Genomic DNA, 15,963 nt, shown 5'->3' on the forward strand with positions numbered 1-15,963 from the left:
GGCAGCCTGGCACTCTAGCACGAACGTTGGGGGCTTCAGTCGAACTGCGCGCGCATCCAGGCCTGGTACTCGGCGACACCCGGCTCGCCTTCGCGTGGCGCCCAGCTGGCCAGTTCGCCTTCACCGACAGGCCGGTACGGCCCGGACTTGCACTCGAACATGATGCTGTCCGCTTCCAGCACCACCAGGCCATGGAAGGTGCCCGGTGCCAGATCAACACCCAGGCACTCGCCCCCTGCAACCATCACTCGCTTGTCGATCACTGCACCTTGCTCATCGAAGATCAACAGGCCCAGTGCCCCCCTCAGCACGATCAGGCATTCGGCCTTGTCGTCCGACAGATGACGGTGCGGAGGAATGTAGGTAGTCGGCTGCAACCCAACCGCCATGCGGTGGCACGGCTCTTCCATTTCATGGAAATTGTGATGCTGGCGCCGACGCGGGCTGGCTTCGGCTTTTTGCGCCAACGCGGTAAACAACGATTGATCGAGAAAACCTGGTTGGCGCATTTTAAGTCAGAGTCCTTTGACCGCGAAGATGCCATTGGCATTACGCCAGTAGCCTTTGTAATCCATACCATAACCGAAGATGTAACGATCAACGCACGGCAGGCCAACATAGTTGGCTTTCAGGTCCGGGCTGGCCTTGCGGTCATGGTCCTTGTCGATCAGCACCGCCGTATGCACGGCGCGGGCGCCGGCGTGACGGCAGAAGTCGATGATCGCGCTGAGGGTATGACCCTCGTCAAGAATGTCATCGATGATCAGTACGTCGCGGTCGATGAACGAGACTTCCGGCTTGGCTTTCCAGAACAGGTCGCCACCGCTGGTCTGATTGCGATAACGGGTCGCGTGCAGGTAGGACGCTTCCAGCGGGAACTGCAGATGCGTGAGCAGTTTGCCGGCGAAGATCAGGCCGCCGTTCATCACGCAGAACACCACCGGGTTGCTGTCCGCCAGTGTTTCGCTGATCTGCGCACCGACACGGGCAATGGCCGCTTCGACTTCGGCTTCGGTGTACAGGCAGTCAGCCTCTCGCATGACTTGACGGATGTGCTCGAGATCAGCGGACATGGCGCTCTCCAGGGGGCTGCAAATAAGAAAAGCGGGCAAAGGTACGCATCCGGGCGCCCCAGATCAAGCATTTCTGGACTAACGTCCTGTATGCCTATAGGACACGCACCGCTGAATAGATTAATCTAGCGCGGTTTTTTTGCCCGCTTTCGGAGCCATCCCCTATGCCTACCCGTGAGATCCGCCATCCGCTGATCCGTCACAAGCTCGGCCTCATGCGCCGCGCCGATATCAGCACCAAGAATTTTCGCGAGCTCGCCCAGGAAGTCGGCACGCTCCTGACCTATGAAGCGACCAAAGACCTGCCGCTGGAAAGCTATGAAATCGATGGCTGGTGCGGCAAGGTCCAGGTCGAAAAAATCGCCGGCAAGAAGATTACCGTGGTACCGATCCTGCGTGCCGGCATCGGCATGCTCGAAGGCGTGCTCAGCCTGATTCCGGGCGCCAAGGTCAGCGCCGTGGGCGTTGCCCGCAACGAGGAAACCCTTGAGGCGCACACCTACCTGGAAAAACTCGCCCCGGAAATCGACGAGCGCCTGGCGCTGATCATCGACCCGATGCTGGCCACCGGCGCCTCGATGGTCGCGACCATCGACCTGCTGAAGAAAGCCGGCTGCAAGGACATCCGCGCGATGGTCCTGGTGGCTGCGCCCGAAGGCATCAACGTGGTCCAGAGCGCGCACCCGGACGTGGACATCTACACCGCCTCGATCGACCAGTGCCTGAACGAACACGGCTACATCATCCCGGGCCTGGGCGATGCCGGCGACAAGATCTTCGGCACCAAGCAGAAGGACGCCTGAGCATGCAGGACGAGTTCAACGACCCGCTCTGGCGCCAGGTCGTCTCCGGCGCGCAGATGCTCTTCGTGGCATTCGGCGCGCTGGTACTGATGCCGCTGATTACCGGCCTCGACCCCAACGTTGCGCTGTTCACCGCGGGCCTGGGGACTCTGCTGTTCCAGCTGGTTACCGGGCGGCAGGTGCCGGTATTCCTGGCGTCGAGCTTCGCCTTCATTACCCCGATCATCCTCGCCAAGGGTCAGTTCGGCCTCGCCGAAACCATGGGCGGGGTGATGGCGGCCGGCTTTGTCTATACCTTCCTCGGCCTGGCCGTGAAGATCAAAGGCACCGGCTTCATCGACCGCCTGCTGCCGCCAGTGGTGATCGGCCCGGTGATCATCTCCATCGGCCTGGCCATGGCGCCGATTGCCGCGAACATGGCCATGGGCAAGGCCGGCGATGGCGCTGAGCTGCTGCCGTACAGCACGGCGATGATGATCTCGATGCCGGCGCTGCTGACCACCCTGATCGTGGCGGTGTTCGGCAAGGGCATCTTCCGCCTGGTGCCGATCATTGCCGGGGTGCTGGTCGGCTTTGCCCTGTCGTTCTACTTTGGCGTGGTCGACACCGCCAAGATCGCCGCTGCTCCGTGGCTGGCGCTGCCGCACTTCACCGCGCCGGCATTCAACTGGCAGGCGATCCTGTTCATCGTTCCGGTCGCCCTGGCGCCGGCGATCGAGCATATCGGCGGGGTGATTGCGGTCGGCAGCGTGACCGGTCGCGACTACCTGAAAAAGCCCGGGCTGCACCGCACGCTGCTGGGTGACGGCATCGCCACCACCACCGCCGGCCTGTTCGGCGGCCCGCCCAACACCACCTACGCCGAAGTGACCGGCGCGGTGATGCTGACCAAGAACTACAACCCGAAGATCATGACCTGGGCGGCGGTCTTTGCCATCACCCTGGCCTTCATCGGCAAGTTCGGCGCGTTACTGCAGAGCATTCCGGTGCCGGTAATGGGCGGTATCCTCTGCCTGCTGTTCGGCTCGATTGCGGCGGTGGGCATGAACACCATGATCCGCCACAAGATCGACCTGAGCGAAGCGCGCAACCTGGTGATCGTGTCGGTGACCCTGGTGTTCGGTATTGGTGGCGTGCTGATCGGCACCGGCACTGGCCCGGACGACTGGGGCCTGAAAGGCATCGCGCTGTGCGCGGTGGTAGCGATTGCCCTGAACCTGTTGCTGCCGGGCAATGACGGCTGGAAGAACAAGAAGCTGGACGATCAGTTGCCTTGAACTGAAAGGCACTGATCAGCCCCTGTGGGAGCCGGCATTGCCGGCGCCCACAGGCTCATAAGGTGTTTCTACGGCTGTTTCAGGCCTTCTCGCACAACCTATTCAACGCCCGCACCCATTGCGGATGATCGTTCAGGCACGGCACCAGCACCAGTTCCTCGCCGCCCGCCTCGACAAACTGCTCACGCCCGCGATCGCCGATCTCCTCCAGCGTCTCGATGCAATCGGCAACGAACGCCGGGCACATCACCAGCAGCTTCTTCACCCCGGCCTTGGCCAGCTCGTCGAGCCGCGTTTCGGTGTAGGGTTCGATCCATTTTGCCTTGCCCAGGCGCGACTGGAACGATACCGACCACTTGCCATCGGGAATGCCCATCTGCTGCGCAAACAGCTGCGCCGTGCGCAGGCACTGACCGCGGTAACACCGTGCCTGCATCTCGGGCGAGGCGTCCTTGCAGCAATCGGCCGCCCGGAAATCATGCGTGCCGGCGCGATCGAACTTCTTCAGGTGGCCCTCCGGCAAGCCATGGAAGCTCAGCAGCAAGTGGTCGTAGTCCTGCTGCAGGTACGGCTCGGCACTGGCCACCAGGGCATCGATGTACTCCGGCTGCTGGTAGAACGGCTGCAGCACTGCCAGTTCCAGGGCCAACGCGTGCTCGGCGAGCACCTGGCGGGCCTGCTCGACCACCGTGGTCACCGTGCTGTCGGCAAACTGCGGATACAGCGGCGCCAGGGTTACCTTGCGCACGCCCTGCTGCGCCAGGCGTTGCAGCACGGTCGGCAACGACGGCTCGCCATAGCGCATGGCGATCTCCACCGGGCCATGCACCCATTGCTCGCGCATCGCTGCCTGCAAGCGCTTGGTCAGCACCACCAGCGGCGAGCCGTCCTCCCACCAGATCGAGGCATAAGCATGGGCCGACTGCTGCGGCCGCTGGATCAGGATCAGCGACACCAGCAGCCGCCGTACCGGCCAAGGCAGGTCGATGACGTAAGGGTCCATCAGGAACTGGTTGAGGTAACGACGCACATCGGCGACAGAGGTGGAGGCCGGCGAACCGAGGTTGACCAGCAACAAAGCATGATCGGTCATGCAACATCCTTTTCAGAGGCGTCGGGACAAGTCGTCCAGCGCCGATTGCACATCGTTGAAATGGAACCTGAAACCTGCCGCCAGCGCGCGTACCGGACGCGCCCGCTGGCCGCCCAGCAGCAAGGTCGATAACTCGCCAAGCCCGGCCTTCAACAGCAGTGCCGGCACCGGCAACAACGCCGGACGACGCAAGGTACGGCCCAGGCGCTTGGCAAACTCGCGGTTGCGCACCGGCTCCGGGGCGCAGGCATTATAAGGACCGCTGGCGTCTTCGCGCTGCAAGAGAAAATCGATCAGGGCGACTTCGTCGTCGATATGAATCCATGGCATCCACTGCCGGCCATCGCCCAACGGGCCGCCCAGACCCAGTTTGAATGGCAGGCGCAGGCGCGACAAAAAGCCGCCCTCGCTCGACAACACCAGGCCCGTACGCAGCAGCACGACCCGAATGCCAAGCGCCTGCGCGGCCATCGCGGTTTCTTCCCAAGCGATACACAGCTGACTGGCAAAATCTTCTTTCACCGGCTGCGATGCCTCGCTGAGCTCGCGCTCGCCGCCATCGCCATACCAGCCCACCGCCGAACCGGAGATCAGCACCGCCGGGCGCTGCGTGCGCCGCTCCAGCCACGCCAGCAACTGCTCGGTGAGGGTGATCCGGCTGCCCCACAGCAGCGCCCGGCGCGACGCCGTCCACGGTCGGTCGGCAATCGGCGCACCGGCCAGGTTCACGACGGCGTCCAGTGGCTGCGCGTCGAGCGCTTCCAGCTCCGCCACACCGCGCACGCCAGCTCCGCAAATCCTGCCAACCTGTTCCGGACGTCGACTCCAGACACTCACCTGATGGCCATGGTCAAGCCACAAGCGGCAGAGTTGTTGTCCGATCAAGCCAGTACCGCCTGTCAGCAATATATGCATGGCCGTGTCCTCACTTCGCGCACCCTGGTCTATTTTTAAGAGCAAGGCACTTTTTTGATCGATCACTCTCGGATAAACATAGGCCAACCTTTCTTGGCGAGCGGAATAATCTTATACATAATTTCTGCATTGTACAGGTTTGCCCAGCAGCGTAGGCTGAGTCATCCACGTTCGAAGAGGCCATCATGACAGTACCTATTGCCATCATCGGTGCCGGCATCGCCGGCCTGTCCGCCGCCCAGGCCCTGAAAAATGCAGGCAAGGATGTACGCCTGTTCGACAAGGGCCATGGCAGCGGTGGACGCATGGCCAGCAAACGCAGCGAGGCCGGCGCGCTCGATCTTGGCGCGCAGTATTTCACCGCCCGTGACCGGCGCTTTGTCGAGCAGGTGCAGCACTGGCAGGACGAAGGCTGGGTCGCTGAGTGGAAGCCGCAGCTGTACAACTACCGCGAAGGTCAGCTCAGCCCTTCCCCTGATGAGCAGACCCGCTGGGTAGGTGTGCCGCGCATGAGCGCGATCACCCGCGGCCTGCTCAAGGACGTTACGGTGAACTTCAGTTGCCGGATCGCCGAGGTTTATCGCGGGCAACATTACTGGCACCTGCAGGATACCGACGGTTGCAGCCATGGCCCGTTCAGCCGGGTGATCATCGCTGTGCCGGCGCCGCAAGCCACCCAGTTGCTGGCGGCGGCACCAAAGCTTGCCGCCGCTGCTGCCGGGGTACAGATGGAGCCGACCTGGGCCATCGCCCTGGGCTTTGAGAAAACCCTGGAAACCCCCATGCAGGGCTGCTTCGTGCAGGGCAGTGCACTGGACTGGGTAGCGCGCAACCGCAGCAAACCGGGGCGTGACGAGCACCTCGACACCTGGGTGCTGCACGCCACCTCGCAGTGGAGCAAAACGCACATCGACCTGAGCAAGGAAGCGGTGATCCAAGCCCTGCTCGGCGACTTTGCCGAACTGGTTGGCTGCGCAGTGCCGGCGCCGAGTTTTTCGCTTGCCCATCGCTGGCTGTACGCGCGCCCGGCAGGCAGCCATGAATGGGGCACCCTCGCCGACGCCGACCTGGGCCTGTACGCCTGCGGCGACTGGTGCCTGTCCGGGCGCGTCGAAGGCGCCTGGCTCAGCGGCCAGGAAGCCGCCCGGCGACTGCTCGAACACCTGGAGTAGCCCGGCAACACGAAAAAGTTATACAGACAGTTTGACTTGTACAGCTTGTTCTCTATGATAAACAATGCTGTACAAGGTTCTTTGTTTGTATAGATTTCAGTCGAGCAGCCCATGGCCCATCCCAAACCGCGTATCGCAATCAGCGCCTGCCTCGTCGGCGAAGAAGTCCGCTTCAACGGCGGGCATAAGCTGTCACGTTTGTGCAGCGAGGTACTGGCCGAGCATTTCGAACTGCTCAGCGTTTGCCCCGAAGTGGCTATCGGCCTGGGTATCCCACGGGCGGCCATTCGCCTGGTCGGCGACCCGCAAGCGCCGCGTGCCGTTGGCAGTCGTGACCCCGCGCTGGACGTTTCCACCGCGCTCGGCGACTACGCAACGCAGATGGCCACCGAGTTGCAAGGCATCTGTGGCTACATCTTCATGCAGAAGTCGCCGTCGTGTGGCCTGGAACGGGTCAAGGTCTATCAGGACAACGGTTACCCGGCCCGCGAAGGCGGCCGCGGCCTGTACGCCGCACGCTTCTGTGAACTGCATCCGGACCTGCCGGTGGAAGAAGAAGGGCGGCTGTGTGACCCGGTCCTGCGGGAAAACTTCCTCACCCGCGTATACGCCTACGCCGACTGGCAAAAATTGCGCGCCGGCGGCCTCAGCCGCCATGCCCTGATCGCCTTCCATTCCCGCTACAAATACCAGCTGATGGCGCACAATCCGCATCAGTACAAGGTGCTCGGCAAGCTGCTCGGCAGCCTGCGCCGCGAGGATGACCCGGAAGAAGTCGGCCCGCGCTACTTCAGCCAGTTGATGCAGGCCCTGACCCGCTGCGCCAACCGCGGCACCCACTGCAATGTGCTGCTCCACCTGAGCGGCTACCTGCGCGACCTGCTTTGCCAGCAGGACAAAGAGGAAATTCAGACACTGATCGCACAATACCGGGCCGGTATCGTGCCACTGGTGGTGCCCCTGACCCTGCTCAAGCATCACCTGCGCCATCACCCTGATCCCTACCTGCTGCAGCAGGTTTACCTGCAGCCGCACCCGGAAAACCTGAGCCTGCGCAATGCCATCTGAGCCGCCGCTACTGCCAATCCGCGAAGTCACCCGGCTGACCGGGGTCAACCCGGTCACGCTGCGCGCCTGGGAGCGGCGCTATGGCCTGATCGTGCCGCACCGCACCAGCAAGGGCCATCGGTTGTATGCCAACGAGCATGTGCAGCGCATTCAGCAGATCCTCCACTGGCTCAACCGCGGCGTCGCGGTGGGTCAGGTCAAGCCGCTGCTCGACAGTCCCCCCCCCGTGGCCGACAGCGCCCCCGACGATGACTGGCACGCGCTGCGGCTGCGGCTGATCGAATGCCTCGAGCAGTTGGCCGAGCGCCGCCTGGATCAACTGATTAACCAGGTAATGGCGCTGTACCCGGCCACCACACTATGCGAGCAGCTGTTCCTGCCGCTGCTGAACCAGCTCGACACGCGCTGGCACGGCCACCCGGCCGCGCGCATGGAGCGGGTGTTCTTCCATTCCTGGTTGCGCAGCAAACTCGGCGGGCGCGTGTACCACAACAACCGCCAGCTCAGTGGCGCGCCGGCCCTGCTGCTCAATGGCTCGAACCTGCCGTTCGATGCCCAGTTGTGGCTATGCGCCTGGCTGTTGAGCGATAGCGGCCGCGCGGTGGAAGTCTTCGACTGGCCGATCCCGGCACGCGAGCTGGCCTTTGCCGTCGAGGGGCTGAGCGCCGATGCGGTACTGGTCAGCCTGAATGCCGCCGCCGATAGCGCCGAACTGCAAAGCGGGCTGGCCCTCATCGGTGGACCAAAGTTGGTATTCGGCAGTGCGGTCAGCCTGTACGGCAAGGCGCTGGCCAGCCATGACCTGACGCTGTTCGACTCGCCGCTGTCGGCCGCGCGACACCTGCTGTCCTCATGACTTTCGACGGAACCCAGCCATGCAACTGATCTGGTTGCGCAGCGACCTGCGCATTCACGACAACACCGCCCTCGCCGCCGCCTGCGAACGCGGGCCAACCCTCGCCGTATGGCTGCTCAGCCCGGCCCAATGGCTGCAGCATGACGACTCACCAAACAAGGTCGACTTCTGGCTGCGCAACCTCGACACCCTGTCGCATCAGCTGGCGGCGCTGAACATTCCTCTGCTGATCCGTCGCGCCGAGCACTGGGACGACGCACCGCAGGCACTGCTGCAGCTGTGCCGCGAGCACGGCGTGCAGGCCGTGCACCTGAACGAAGAATACGGCATCAACGAGCAGCAGCGCGACGCCAGGGTACAGGCCGAACTGAACGCTGCCGGCATCGACGTACACAGCTACCTCGACCAGTTGCTGTTCAAACCCGGCAGTATTCTTACCCGCACTGGCGGGTACTTCCAGGTGTTCAGCCAGTTCCGCAAGGTCTGCTACGACCGCCTGCACTACGGTCCGCCGCAACGGGTGCGTGCGCCGACCGTGCAACAGCCGTTGCCGGTGGTGGCGGACCAGGTTCCGCGCACGGTACCCGGCTTCGACACGCCTGCCCAGGCCTTGCGCGATCTCTGGCCGGCCGGCGAAGCCGAAGCCCACGAGCGGCTGACGCGCTTTATCGATGAGGCCGTCGAGGACTATCTGCAGCAGCGCGACCTGCCCGATGTCGCCGGCACCAGCCAACTGTCGCCGTACCTGGCGGCGGGTGTACTGTCACCGCGCCAGTGCCTGCACGCGGCGCTGTTCAGTAACCACGGCGAGTTCGCCAGCGGCAAACCCGGTGTGGTCACCTGGATCAACGAGCTGCTCTGGCGCGAGTTCTACAAGCACATCCTGGTGGGCTATCCACAGGTCTCGCGTCACCGCGCGTTCCGCCCGGAAACCGAAGCACTGCCCTGGCGCGACGCCCCACAAGACCTGCTGGCCTGGCAACAAGGCAAGACGGGCATCCCGATCGTCGACGCAGCCATGCGCCAGTTACTGAGCACCGGCTGGATGCACAACCGCCTGCGCATGGTGGTGGCGATGTTCCTGACCAAGAACCTGCTGATCGACTGGCGTGAGGGCGAACGCTTCTTCATGCGTCACCTGATCGACGGGGATCTGGCCGCCAACAATGGCGGCTGGCAGTGGAGTGCATCGACCGGCACGGACGCGGCACCGTATTTCCGTATTTTCAATCCCGTCAGCCAGTCCGAGCGGTTCGACCGCGATGGGCATTTTCTACGCCGCTGGTTGCCCGAATTAAACGCACTCGATAACAAAGCAATTCACCAGCCAGGTGGGCTATTTACAGTAGACGGCTATCCACGGGCGATCATAGACTTGAGCAGCAGTCGACAGCGCGCAATCGATGCGTTCAAACACTTACCCAAACGCAATCCTTTAGAAGTAGAAACCGTTGAATATCGACGCCCCTAAACGCATTTGGATAACCGGCGCCAGCGAGGGCCTCAGCCTGGCCCTGGCGATCCAACTACTCGAACAGGGTTGCGAAGTGACCTTGAGCGGGCGCGTGCTCCCCAATCACGCGCAATTGATCGAGCAGTACCCGCATCAGTTGCAGTTGCTGACGCAAAACCTTAGCGACAGCGAACAGGCGAGCAGCGCCTGCAGGAGCGTGGAGCAACGCTGGCCCGCGGTCGATTTGCTGATTATCAACGCCGGCAGCGGCGACTACCTGAGCGAGCAGCAGATCAACCAGTCGCTGTTCGAATCGCTGATCGAAAGCAACATCTTCGCCTCGGCGAACTGCCTGAATTGTGCCGCTCACCTGTTGAAGGAAGGTCGGCAACCACGGGTCGTGGCCATCCTCAGCCGCTATACCGCTGTGCAGCTGTACGAGCCAAGCCAACCGCAAAAACCGGCAAACAGCTTGCCGAAGCTGTTTGACGAGGCCCGTAAAACCTTGCAGAGCCTGGGTATCGAGTTGACCCTGGTGGCCCCACAAACGCTGAAGAACCCGATCACCTCGGCCCACGCGCTGCCGCAGGTATGGACTGCCGAGGACGCCGCCCAGGCTATTCTGGCGCGCCTGGCGCAATCACCGCACAACCTGGTGCTGGAAACCCTGGAGCAACAAAGCCTCTGGCCACTGCGCCACTGATCGGCAGCGCGAACCCTGCCTGCGCAGGGCTCGGCCGTTTGGGCTTAAAGCGCCAAGCGATAGTTCAACGAATAGGCTTCAACACCGTCGTTCGGTGTTTGCAGCCCCGCGTTGGAGTAATGGATGGCGCGAATACCGAGCTCATGCCCGCCGCCGAAGCGCAGGCCGAAACCGATTCGGTCTTCGAACTGGAACGAGGAGCCCAGCTTGTTGCTTTCCAGTTCGGTGCTGGAGAAGGCCGCCACCCCAATCCCTGCCTCGATAAAGGGTTTGACCGACTCGCCGGCGAATTCGTAGACGAATACCGGTGCAAACGACAGGCTATTGTTACTCGCGGTCTTGTCACCGTCCCAATAGGTGTAGGCTCCATCCCAATAGCCAGTCAGACGGCCGACGCTGGTTTGCCACCAGCTGGCATCCCAGTTCGATTGCAGGCCCAGGCGGTAGACCATGGTGGAATCACCGGTCTGGCCGACGGAGAAGGAAACATCTGCGGCCTGCGCAGTAAAGGATTGCCCCAGTACGACAGCTGCAAGCGCAGCTAAGCCAAGCAGTTTCTTCATGAGAAACATCCCTTTTCTTACAAATTTTTTGGTTTTTGTCTCATCAGACAAGGTAGTAGAAATCGCTGACAACCGATTGGTTCAGCAAGCTTTTGCGCTTTTTTCACGCTTTTTTCACCTGCCGAAGCTTTGCACACTGTCCGATTTATTCCACAACAAAGGAAGGATATTTCTTAGGTGCTCGGGACTGGCGCTGGTCCAGAACTGCGCCGGTTGCGCCGGGCCCTGTGCCAACAGCCCGCGCTCGGCCAGCAAGCGCTTGAGCTGACGGGCCACTGCAGCGCCGGTATCGATGATGGCAACGCTGGCCGGGACCATTTCGGCGAGTAACGGCTTGAGGAAGGGATAATGCGTGCAGCCCAGAATCAGCGTGTCGCAGCCGGCGGCCAGCAGCGGCTCGACGTAGCCCCGCAGCAGTTGGCGCAGGGCCGGGCTGTCGAGGTCGCCGGCCTCGATCAATTCGACCAGCCCCGGGCACGGCTGGGTAATCACCCGCACATCGTTGGCGAAGCGGTCGAGCAAGGCGGCGAACTTGGCGCTTTGCAGCGTGCCGGTGGTGGCCAGCACACCGACCACGCCACTGCGGGTAGCGGCGGCAGCCGGCTTGACCGCCGGTTCCATGCCCACCAGCGGCCACTCGGGGTACTGCTCACGCAGGTCGGCGACAGCGGCGACGGTTGCCGTGTTGCAGGCCAGGACCATGGCCTTGGCGCCCTGGGCGCGGAAGAATTCGGCGACGATACGGCAGCGCTGGCGGATAAACGCCGGAGTTTTCTCGCCATAGGGGATATGGCCGCAATCGGCCACATACAGCAGCGACTCGCCGGGCAATAGCCGGGCGACTTCCGCCAGCACCGACAGCCCGCCAACCCCCGAATCGAACACGCCGATCGGCGCTGCCGGCTCAGGCATGACGCTGCCCACACACCGTGCAGCCCGGATCGCGCTTGACCCGCAGTTCACGGAAGCGCGTGCTCAGCGCGTCCACCAGCAGCAGTCGGCCAACCAGCGGTTCGCCGAAGCCGGCCAGCAGCTTCAGCGCTTCCAGCGCCTGCAGGCTGCCCACCAGGCCCACCAGCGGGCCGACCACGCCTGCCTCGCTGCAGGTCAGCTCGGCATCGCTGCCATGCCCGTACAGGCAGTGGTAGCACGGGCTGTCCGGGCGTCGCGGGTCGAACACCGACAGCTGCCCTTCGAGGCGGATCGCCGCGCCGCTGACCAATGGCCTGTTGGCCGCCACGCAGGCGGCGTTCACCGCCTCACGGGTGGCGAAGTTGTCCGAGCAGTCGAGCACCACGTCCACTGCGGCAACGGCGGCAGCCAGCGAATCCTCGTCCAGCGCCTGGCGGTGTGCGACCAGGCTGATGTCCGGGTTGATCGCCTGCAACCGCGCCAGCGCCGAGTCGACCTTGCTCAGGCCCAGCGAGGCCGTGTCGTGGATGATCTGGCGCTGCAGGTTGGTCAGGTCGACGGTATCGAAGTCTGCCAGGTGCAACTCGCCAACCCCGGCGGCGGCCAGGTACAGCGCCACCGGCGAGCCGAGCCCGCCCAGACCGATGATCAGCGCGCGGCCTTGCTTGAGGCGCAGTTGCCCATCGATGTCGATCTGCGCCAACAGCACCTGGCGGCTGTAGCGCAGCAGTTCCTGATCGCTCAACACGTCAAGCGCCCCAAGGTGATGCGTTCATGACCGCCAAGGTCAAGGCGGCTTTCGATCTGTTCGAAGTCATGCTGGGCAAGCAGCTCGCGCACCGCAGCCGACTGATCATAGCCGTGTTCGAGCAGCAACCAGCCAGCGGGCACCAGATGCTGGGCGGCCTTGGCGATGATCTGGCGCAGGTCGTCGAGGCCATCGGCACCGGCCACCAGCGCACTGCTTGGCTCGAAGCGCACGTCGCCGGCCACCAGGTGCGGGTCTTCGGCGGCGATGTATGGCGGATTGCTGACGATCAGCTCGAACTGCTGGCCATCCAGCGCACTGAACCAGTGGCTGTTGAGCACGCTGACGTTGTCCAACTGCAAACGCTGGCGATTGCGCTCGGCCAGGGCCACCGCTTCCAGCACGCGATCCACGGCGGTAACACGCCACTCGCGGCGTTCGCTGGCCAGGGCCAGGGCGATGGCGCCGGTGCCGGTGCCGAGGTCGAGCACCCGGGCCGGGGTGCTTGGCAGCAGGGCCAGCGCAGTTTCCACCAGCAGTTCGGTATCCGGGCGCGGGATCAGGGTATGCGGCGCCACTTCCAGGTCGAGGTTCCAGAACCCCTGCTGACCAAGGATGTAGGCCACCGGCTCCCCGGCCAGGCGCCGTTGCAGGTAGCCGGCGAAGGTGTTCGCCGCCTCGCTGGTAACGATGCGCTCGGGCCAGGTGTGCAGGTAACTGCGCGACTTGCCGATGGCCGCAGCCAGCAGCAGTTCGATATCCAGGCGCGCGGTCGGTGAGTCCGGCAGCTGTGCGCCGCGAAGCAGGCTGGCAATAATCGTCATTTACTCACCCAGTGCAGCCAGTTGATCGGCCTGGTACTCGGCCAACAGCGGTTCGATCACCGCGTCGACACCACCGGCCAGCACGTCGTCCAGGGAATACAGGGTCAGGTTGATGCGGTGATCGGTCACCCGCCCCTGTGGATAGTTGTAGGTACGGATCCGCTCCGAGCGGTCGCCCGAACCGACCAGCAGCTTGCGCTCGCTGGCAATCGCGTTCTGTGCGGCGCTGGTCTGCATGTCGTTGAGCTTGGCCGACAGCCAGGACATCGCCCGCGCGCGGTTCTTGTGCTGGGAACGCTCTTCCTGGCACTCGACCACGATGCCGGTGGGCAAGTGGGTGATGCGGATGGCCGAGTCGGTCTTGTTCACGTGCTGACCGCCGGCACCGGAAGCGCGGTAGGTGTCCACGCGCAGGTCGGCCGGGTTGATCTCGATGGCCACCTGCTCGTCCGGCTCGGGCAGCACCGCCACCGTACACGCCGAAGTGTGGATGCGCCCCTGGGATTCGGTTTCCGGCACGCGCTGCACGCGGTGGGCGCCGGATTCGAACTTCAGCTTGCCGTAGACATACTCGCCTTCGACGCGGGCAATGATTTCCTTGTAGCCGCCGTGCTCGCCTTCGTTCTCGGAAAGAATCTCCAGACGCCAGCCGCGCTTCTCGGCGTAGCGCGAGTACATGCGGAACAGGTCGCCGGAGAAGATCGCCGCCTCGTCGCCACCAGTGCCGGCGCGGATTTCGAGGAACACGTTACGGCCGTCGTTGGGGTCTTTGGGCAGCAGCATGCGTTGCAGCTGGTCTTCCAGCGCAGCGATCTGCTCCTTGGCTTCGCGGACTTCTTCCACGGCCATTTCGCGCAGGTCCGGGTCGCTGTCCTTGAGCAGCGCCTGGGCACCTTCAAGATCGTCCTGCACTTTGCGCCACTGCGCATAGGCAACTGCGACCGGTTCCACTTCGGCGTATTCGCGCGAGTAGGCCCGGAAGCGGGTCTGGTCGGAAATGACCTCGGCATCGCCGAGCAGGGCAGTCAGTTCCTCGAAGCGGTCCTGGAGCGTGTCCAGTTTGTTCAGCAGCGACGCTTTCATTGCGGGGATTTATCCGTGGAGCCCTCGTTGAGGGCAAAGAGTTCCTGGGCCATGGCCAGCGCATCGAGGCGGCCTTCGGCAGAGAGCTTTTTCAGTTGCACGCTCGGCGCATGCAGCAGCTTGTTGGTCAGGCCGCGCGCCAGTTGGACCAGCACGTCTTCGGCATTGCCACCGTTGGCCAGCAGACGCTGGGCCTTTTGCAGTTCTTCGTCGCGCAGGCGCTCGCTTTGCTGGCGGTAGGCCTTGAGCACATCCACCGCGGCCAGCTCGCGCAGGCGCAGCATGAAATCTTCGGCGCCGGCGCTGACCAGCTCTTCGGCCGCCTGGGCGGCCCCCTGGCGGCTCTTGAGGTTTTCCGCGACCACATCGTGCAGGTCGTCGACGGTATACAGGTAAACGTCGTCCAGCTCGCCGACCTGCGGCTCGATGTCGCGCGGCACGGCGATGTCGACCATGAAGATCGGCTTGTGCCGGCGCTGCTTCAGCGCACTTTCCACCGCGCCTTTGCCCAGGATCGGCAACTGGCTGGCGGTGGAACTGATGACGATGTCGCTGTTGACCAGCTCCTGCGGAATATCGGCTAGCAGCACGGCATGGGCGCCGAACTGCTCGGCAAGAATGCTTGCCCGCTCCAGCGTCCGGTTGGCCACCACGATGCGCCGTACCCCCTGGTCGTGCAGGTGGCGAGCGACCAGGGTGATGGTCTCGCCGGCGCCAATCAGCAACGCCTGGCTACGCCCCAGGTCGCTGAAGATCTGCTTGGCCAGGCTCACGGCGGCGAAAGCCACCGACACCGGGTTTTCGCCGATGGCCGTGTCGGTGCGCACCTGCTTGGCAGCACTGAAGGTCGCCTGGAACAGGCGCCCGAGCAGTGGCCCGACCGTGCCCGCCTCGCGGGCCACGGCATACGCCGACTTCATCTGGCCGAGGATCTGTGGCTCGCCGAGCACCAGCGAGTCGAGCCCGGAGGCCACTCGCATCATGTGCCGCACGGCCGCGTCGTCTTCGTGGATGTAGGCACTGGCACGCAGTTCATCGAGGCTCAGCCGGTGATAGTCGGCCAGCCAGGCAAGGACCGCATCGGCCGCCAGCTGGTCCTGCTCGATGTACAGTTCGCTGCGGTTGCAGGTCGAAAGGATTGCAGCTTCGCGGCTGGACGTCAGTCGGCAGAGCTGCTGCAAGGCTTCCACCAGCTGCTCAGGGGTAAACGCCACGCGCTCGCGTACGTCTACCGAGGCAGTCTTATGGTTGATACCGAGGGCAAGAAAGGCCATTCAAGGTCGCTGATTGTGACGTGAAGCCGATAATTGTCCTACTTCGCCGGATAGAGAACAACCACCGCTCGTTATTGTCTCTATAGTCTGTATCCAAAAGGCCCATCAACCATGGGTTTGCCATGGCGCTTGTGTCATGATGACCC

Annotated in this window: 17 protein-coding genes; 7 read left to right on the forward strand and 10 right to left on the reverse strand. The window is 63.5% G+C overall.

What is annotated here, in order from left to right; all coding sequences use genetic code 11:
* Positions 1-35: 35 nt before the first annotated feature.
* Together DCO48_RS02790 and DCO48_RS02795 are read right to left on the reverse strand one after the other, a co-directional pair.
* Positions 36-509, reverse strand: coding sequence for a WbuC family cupin fold metalloprotein (locus tag DCO48_RS02790; protein WP_116549093.1), 474 nt, complete (start codon positions 507-509; stop codon positions 36-38).
* A 6-nt stretch (positions 510-515) separates the two neighbouring features.
* The gene (locus DCO48_RS02795; protein WP_116549094.1) at positions 516-1,073 is read right to left on the reverse strand and encodes a hypoxanthine-guanine phosphoribosyltransferase; all 558 of its coding nucleotides are present in this window, start codon (positions 1,071-1,073) and stop codon (positions 516-518) included.
* Positions 1,074-1,237: 164 nt separating this feature from the next.
* Between DCO48_RS02795 and upp the strand changes: the two genes are divergently transcribed.
* Together upp and DCO48_RS02805 are read left to right on the forward strand one after the other, a co-directional pair.
* The gene (upp, locus tag DCO48_RS02800; protein WP_116549095.1) at positions 1,238-1,876 is read left to right on the forward strand and encodes a uracil phosphoribosyltransferase; all 639 of its coding nucleotides are present in this window, start codon (positions 1,238-1,240) and stop codon (positions 1,874-1,876) included.
* 2 nt (positions 1,877-1,878) lie between these two features.
* A complete protein-coding gene (locus DCO48_RS02805) occupies positions 1,879-3,153 on the forward strand; it encodes a uracil-xanthine permease family protein (protein WP_116549096.1) in 1,275 nt (424 codons plus the stop codon).
* A 79-nt stretch (positions 3,154-3,232) separates the two neighbouring features.
* Here the strand turns inward: DCO48_RS02805 and hemH are convergent, their stop codons facing one another.
* Both hemH and DCO48_RS02815 read right to left on the reverse strand, forming a co-directional pair.
* Positions 3,233-4,246: a ferrochelatase gene (hemH, locus tag DCO48_RS02810; RefSeq protein ID WP_116549097.1), complete on the reverse strand. Its 1,014-nt coding sequence runs from the start codon at positions 4,244-4,246 to the stop codon at positions 3,233-3,235.
* Positions 4,247-4,258: 12 nt separating this feature from the next.
* Complete coding sequence (locus tag DCO48_RS02815; protein WP_116549098.1) at positions 4,259-5,161, reverse strand: TIGR01777 family oxidoreductase; 903 nt, start codon at positions 5,159-5,161, stop codon at positions 4,259-4,261.
* Positions 5,162-5,346: 185 nt separating this feature from the next.
* Here DCO48_RS02815 and DCO48_RS02820 point away from each other — a divergent pair, with 185 nt between their 5' ends.
* From DCO48_RS02820 to DCO48_RS02840, 5 genes are all read left to right on the forward strand, one after another.
* The gene (locus tag DCO48_RS02820; protein WP_116549099.1) at positions 5,347-6,333 is read left to right on the forward strand and encodes an NAD(P)/FAD-dependent oxidoreductase; all 987 of its coding nucleotides are present in this window, start codon (positions 5,347-5,349) and stop codon (positions 6,331-6,333) included.
* Between the two features lie 111 nt (positions 6,334-6,444).
* Entirely contained in the window at positions 6,445-7,401 is a 957-nt protein-coding gene (locus DCO48_RS02825; RefSeq protein WP_116549100.1) for a DUF523 and DUF1722 domain-containing protein, read from the forward strand.
* On the forward strand, positions 7,391-8,257 hold the full coding sequence (locus DCO48_RS02830; RefSeq protein ID WP_116549101.1) for a MerR family transcriptional regulator: 867 nt from the start codon (positions 7,391-7,393) through the stop codon (positions 8,255-8,257). The genes DCO48_RS02825 and DCO48_RS02830 overlap by 11 nt, the downstream gene beginning before the upstream one ends.
* 19 nt (positions 8,258-8,276) lie before the next feature.
* Positions 8,277-9,728: a deoxyribodipyrimidine photo-lyase gene (gene phrB, locus DCO48_RS02835; RefSeq protein WP_116549102.1), complete on the forward strand. Its 1,452-nt coding sequence runs from the start codon at positions 8,277-8,279 to the stop codon at positions 9,726-9,728.
* On the forward strand, positions 9,709-10,413 hold the full coding sequence (locus DCO48_RS02840) for an SDR family oxidoreductase (protein WP_116549103.1): 705 nt from the start codon (positions 9,709-9,711) through the stop codon (positions 10,411-10,413). Before phrB ends, DCO48_RS02840 begins: the two co-directional genes overlap by 20 nt.
* Before the next feature lie 44 nt (positions 10,414-10,457).
* On the opposite strand, the gene DCO48_RS02845 is transcribed toward DCO48_RS02840, so the two are convergent.
* The 6 genes from DCO48_RS02845 to hemA all read right to left on the reverse strand — a co-directional run bounded on the left by DCO48_RS02845 (position 10,458) and on the right by hemA (position 15,817).
* The gene (locus DCO48_RS02845; RefSeq protein WP_116549104.1) at positions 10,458-10,976 is read right to left on the reverse strand and encodes an acyloxyacyl hydrolase; all 519 of its coding nucleotides are present in this window, start codon (positions 10,974-10,976) and stop codon (positions 10,458-10,460) included.
* Positions 10,977-11,090: 114 nt separating this feature from the next.
* Positions 11,091-11,888: a glutamate racemase gene (gene murI, locus DCO48_RS02850; RefSeq protein WP_116549105.1), complete on the reverse strand. Its 798-nt coding sequence runs from the start codon at positions 11,886-11,888 to the stop codon at positions 11,091-11,093.
* Positions 11,881-12,636 (reverse strand): molybdopterin-synthase adenylyltransferase MoeB, encoded by a 756-nt coding sequence (locus tag DCO48_RS02855; RefSeq protein WP_116549106.1) that lies wholly within the window; start codon positions 12,634-12,636, stop codon positions 11,881-11,883. Before DCO48_RS02855 ends, murI begins: the two co-directional genes overlap by 8 nt.
* Positions 12,630-13,460 (reverse strand): peptide chain release factor N(5)-glutamine methyltransferase, encoded by an 831-nt coding sequence (gene prmC, locus DCO48_RS02860; RefSeq protein ID WP_116549107.1) that lies wholly within the window; start codon positions 13,458-13,460, stop codon positions 12,630-12,632. Before prmC ends, DCO48_RS02855 begins: the two co-directional genes overlap by 7 nt.
* Positions 13,461-14,543, reverse strand: a complete 1,083-nt coding sequence (gene prfA, locus DCO48_RS02865) for a peptide chain release factor 1 (RefSeq protein WP_116549108.1) — start codon at positions 14,541-14,543, stop codon at positions 13,461-13,463.
* Positions 14,540-15,817 (reverse strand): glutamyl-tRNA reductase, encoded by a 1,278-nt coding sequence (gene hemA, locus DCO48_RS02870; RefSeq protein ID WP_116549109.1) that lies wholly within the window; start codon positions 15,815-15,817, stop codon positions 14,540-14,542. The genes prfA and hemA overlap by 4 nt, the downstream gene beginning before the upstream one ends.
* Between the last annotated feature and the right edge of the window lie 146 nt (positions 15,818-15,963).

The sequence above is a fragment of the Pseudomonas sp. SDI genome (genome assembly GCF_003105155.1).
In the GTDB taxonomy this organism is placed as follows: domain Bacteria; phylum Pseudomonadota; class Gammaproteobacteria; order Pseudomonadales; family Pseudomonadaceae; genus Aquipseudomonas.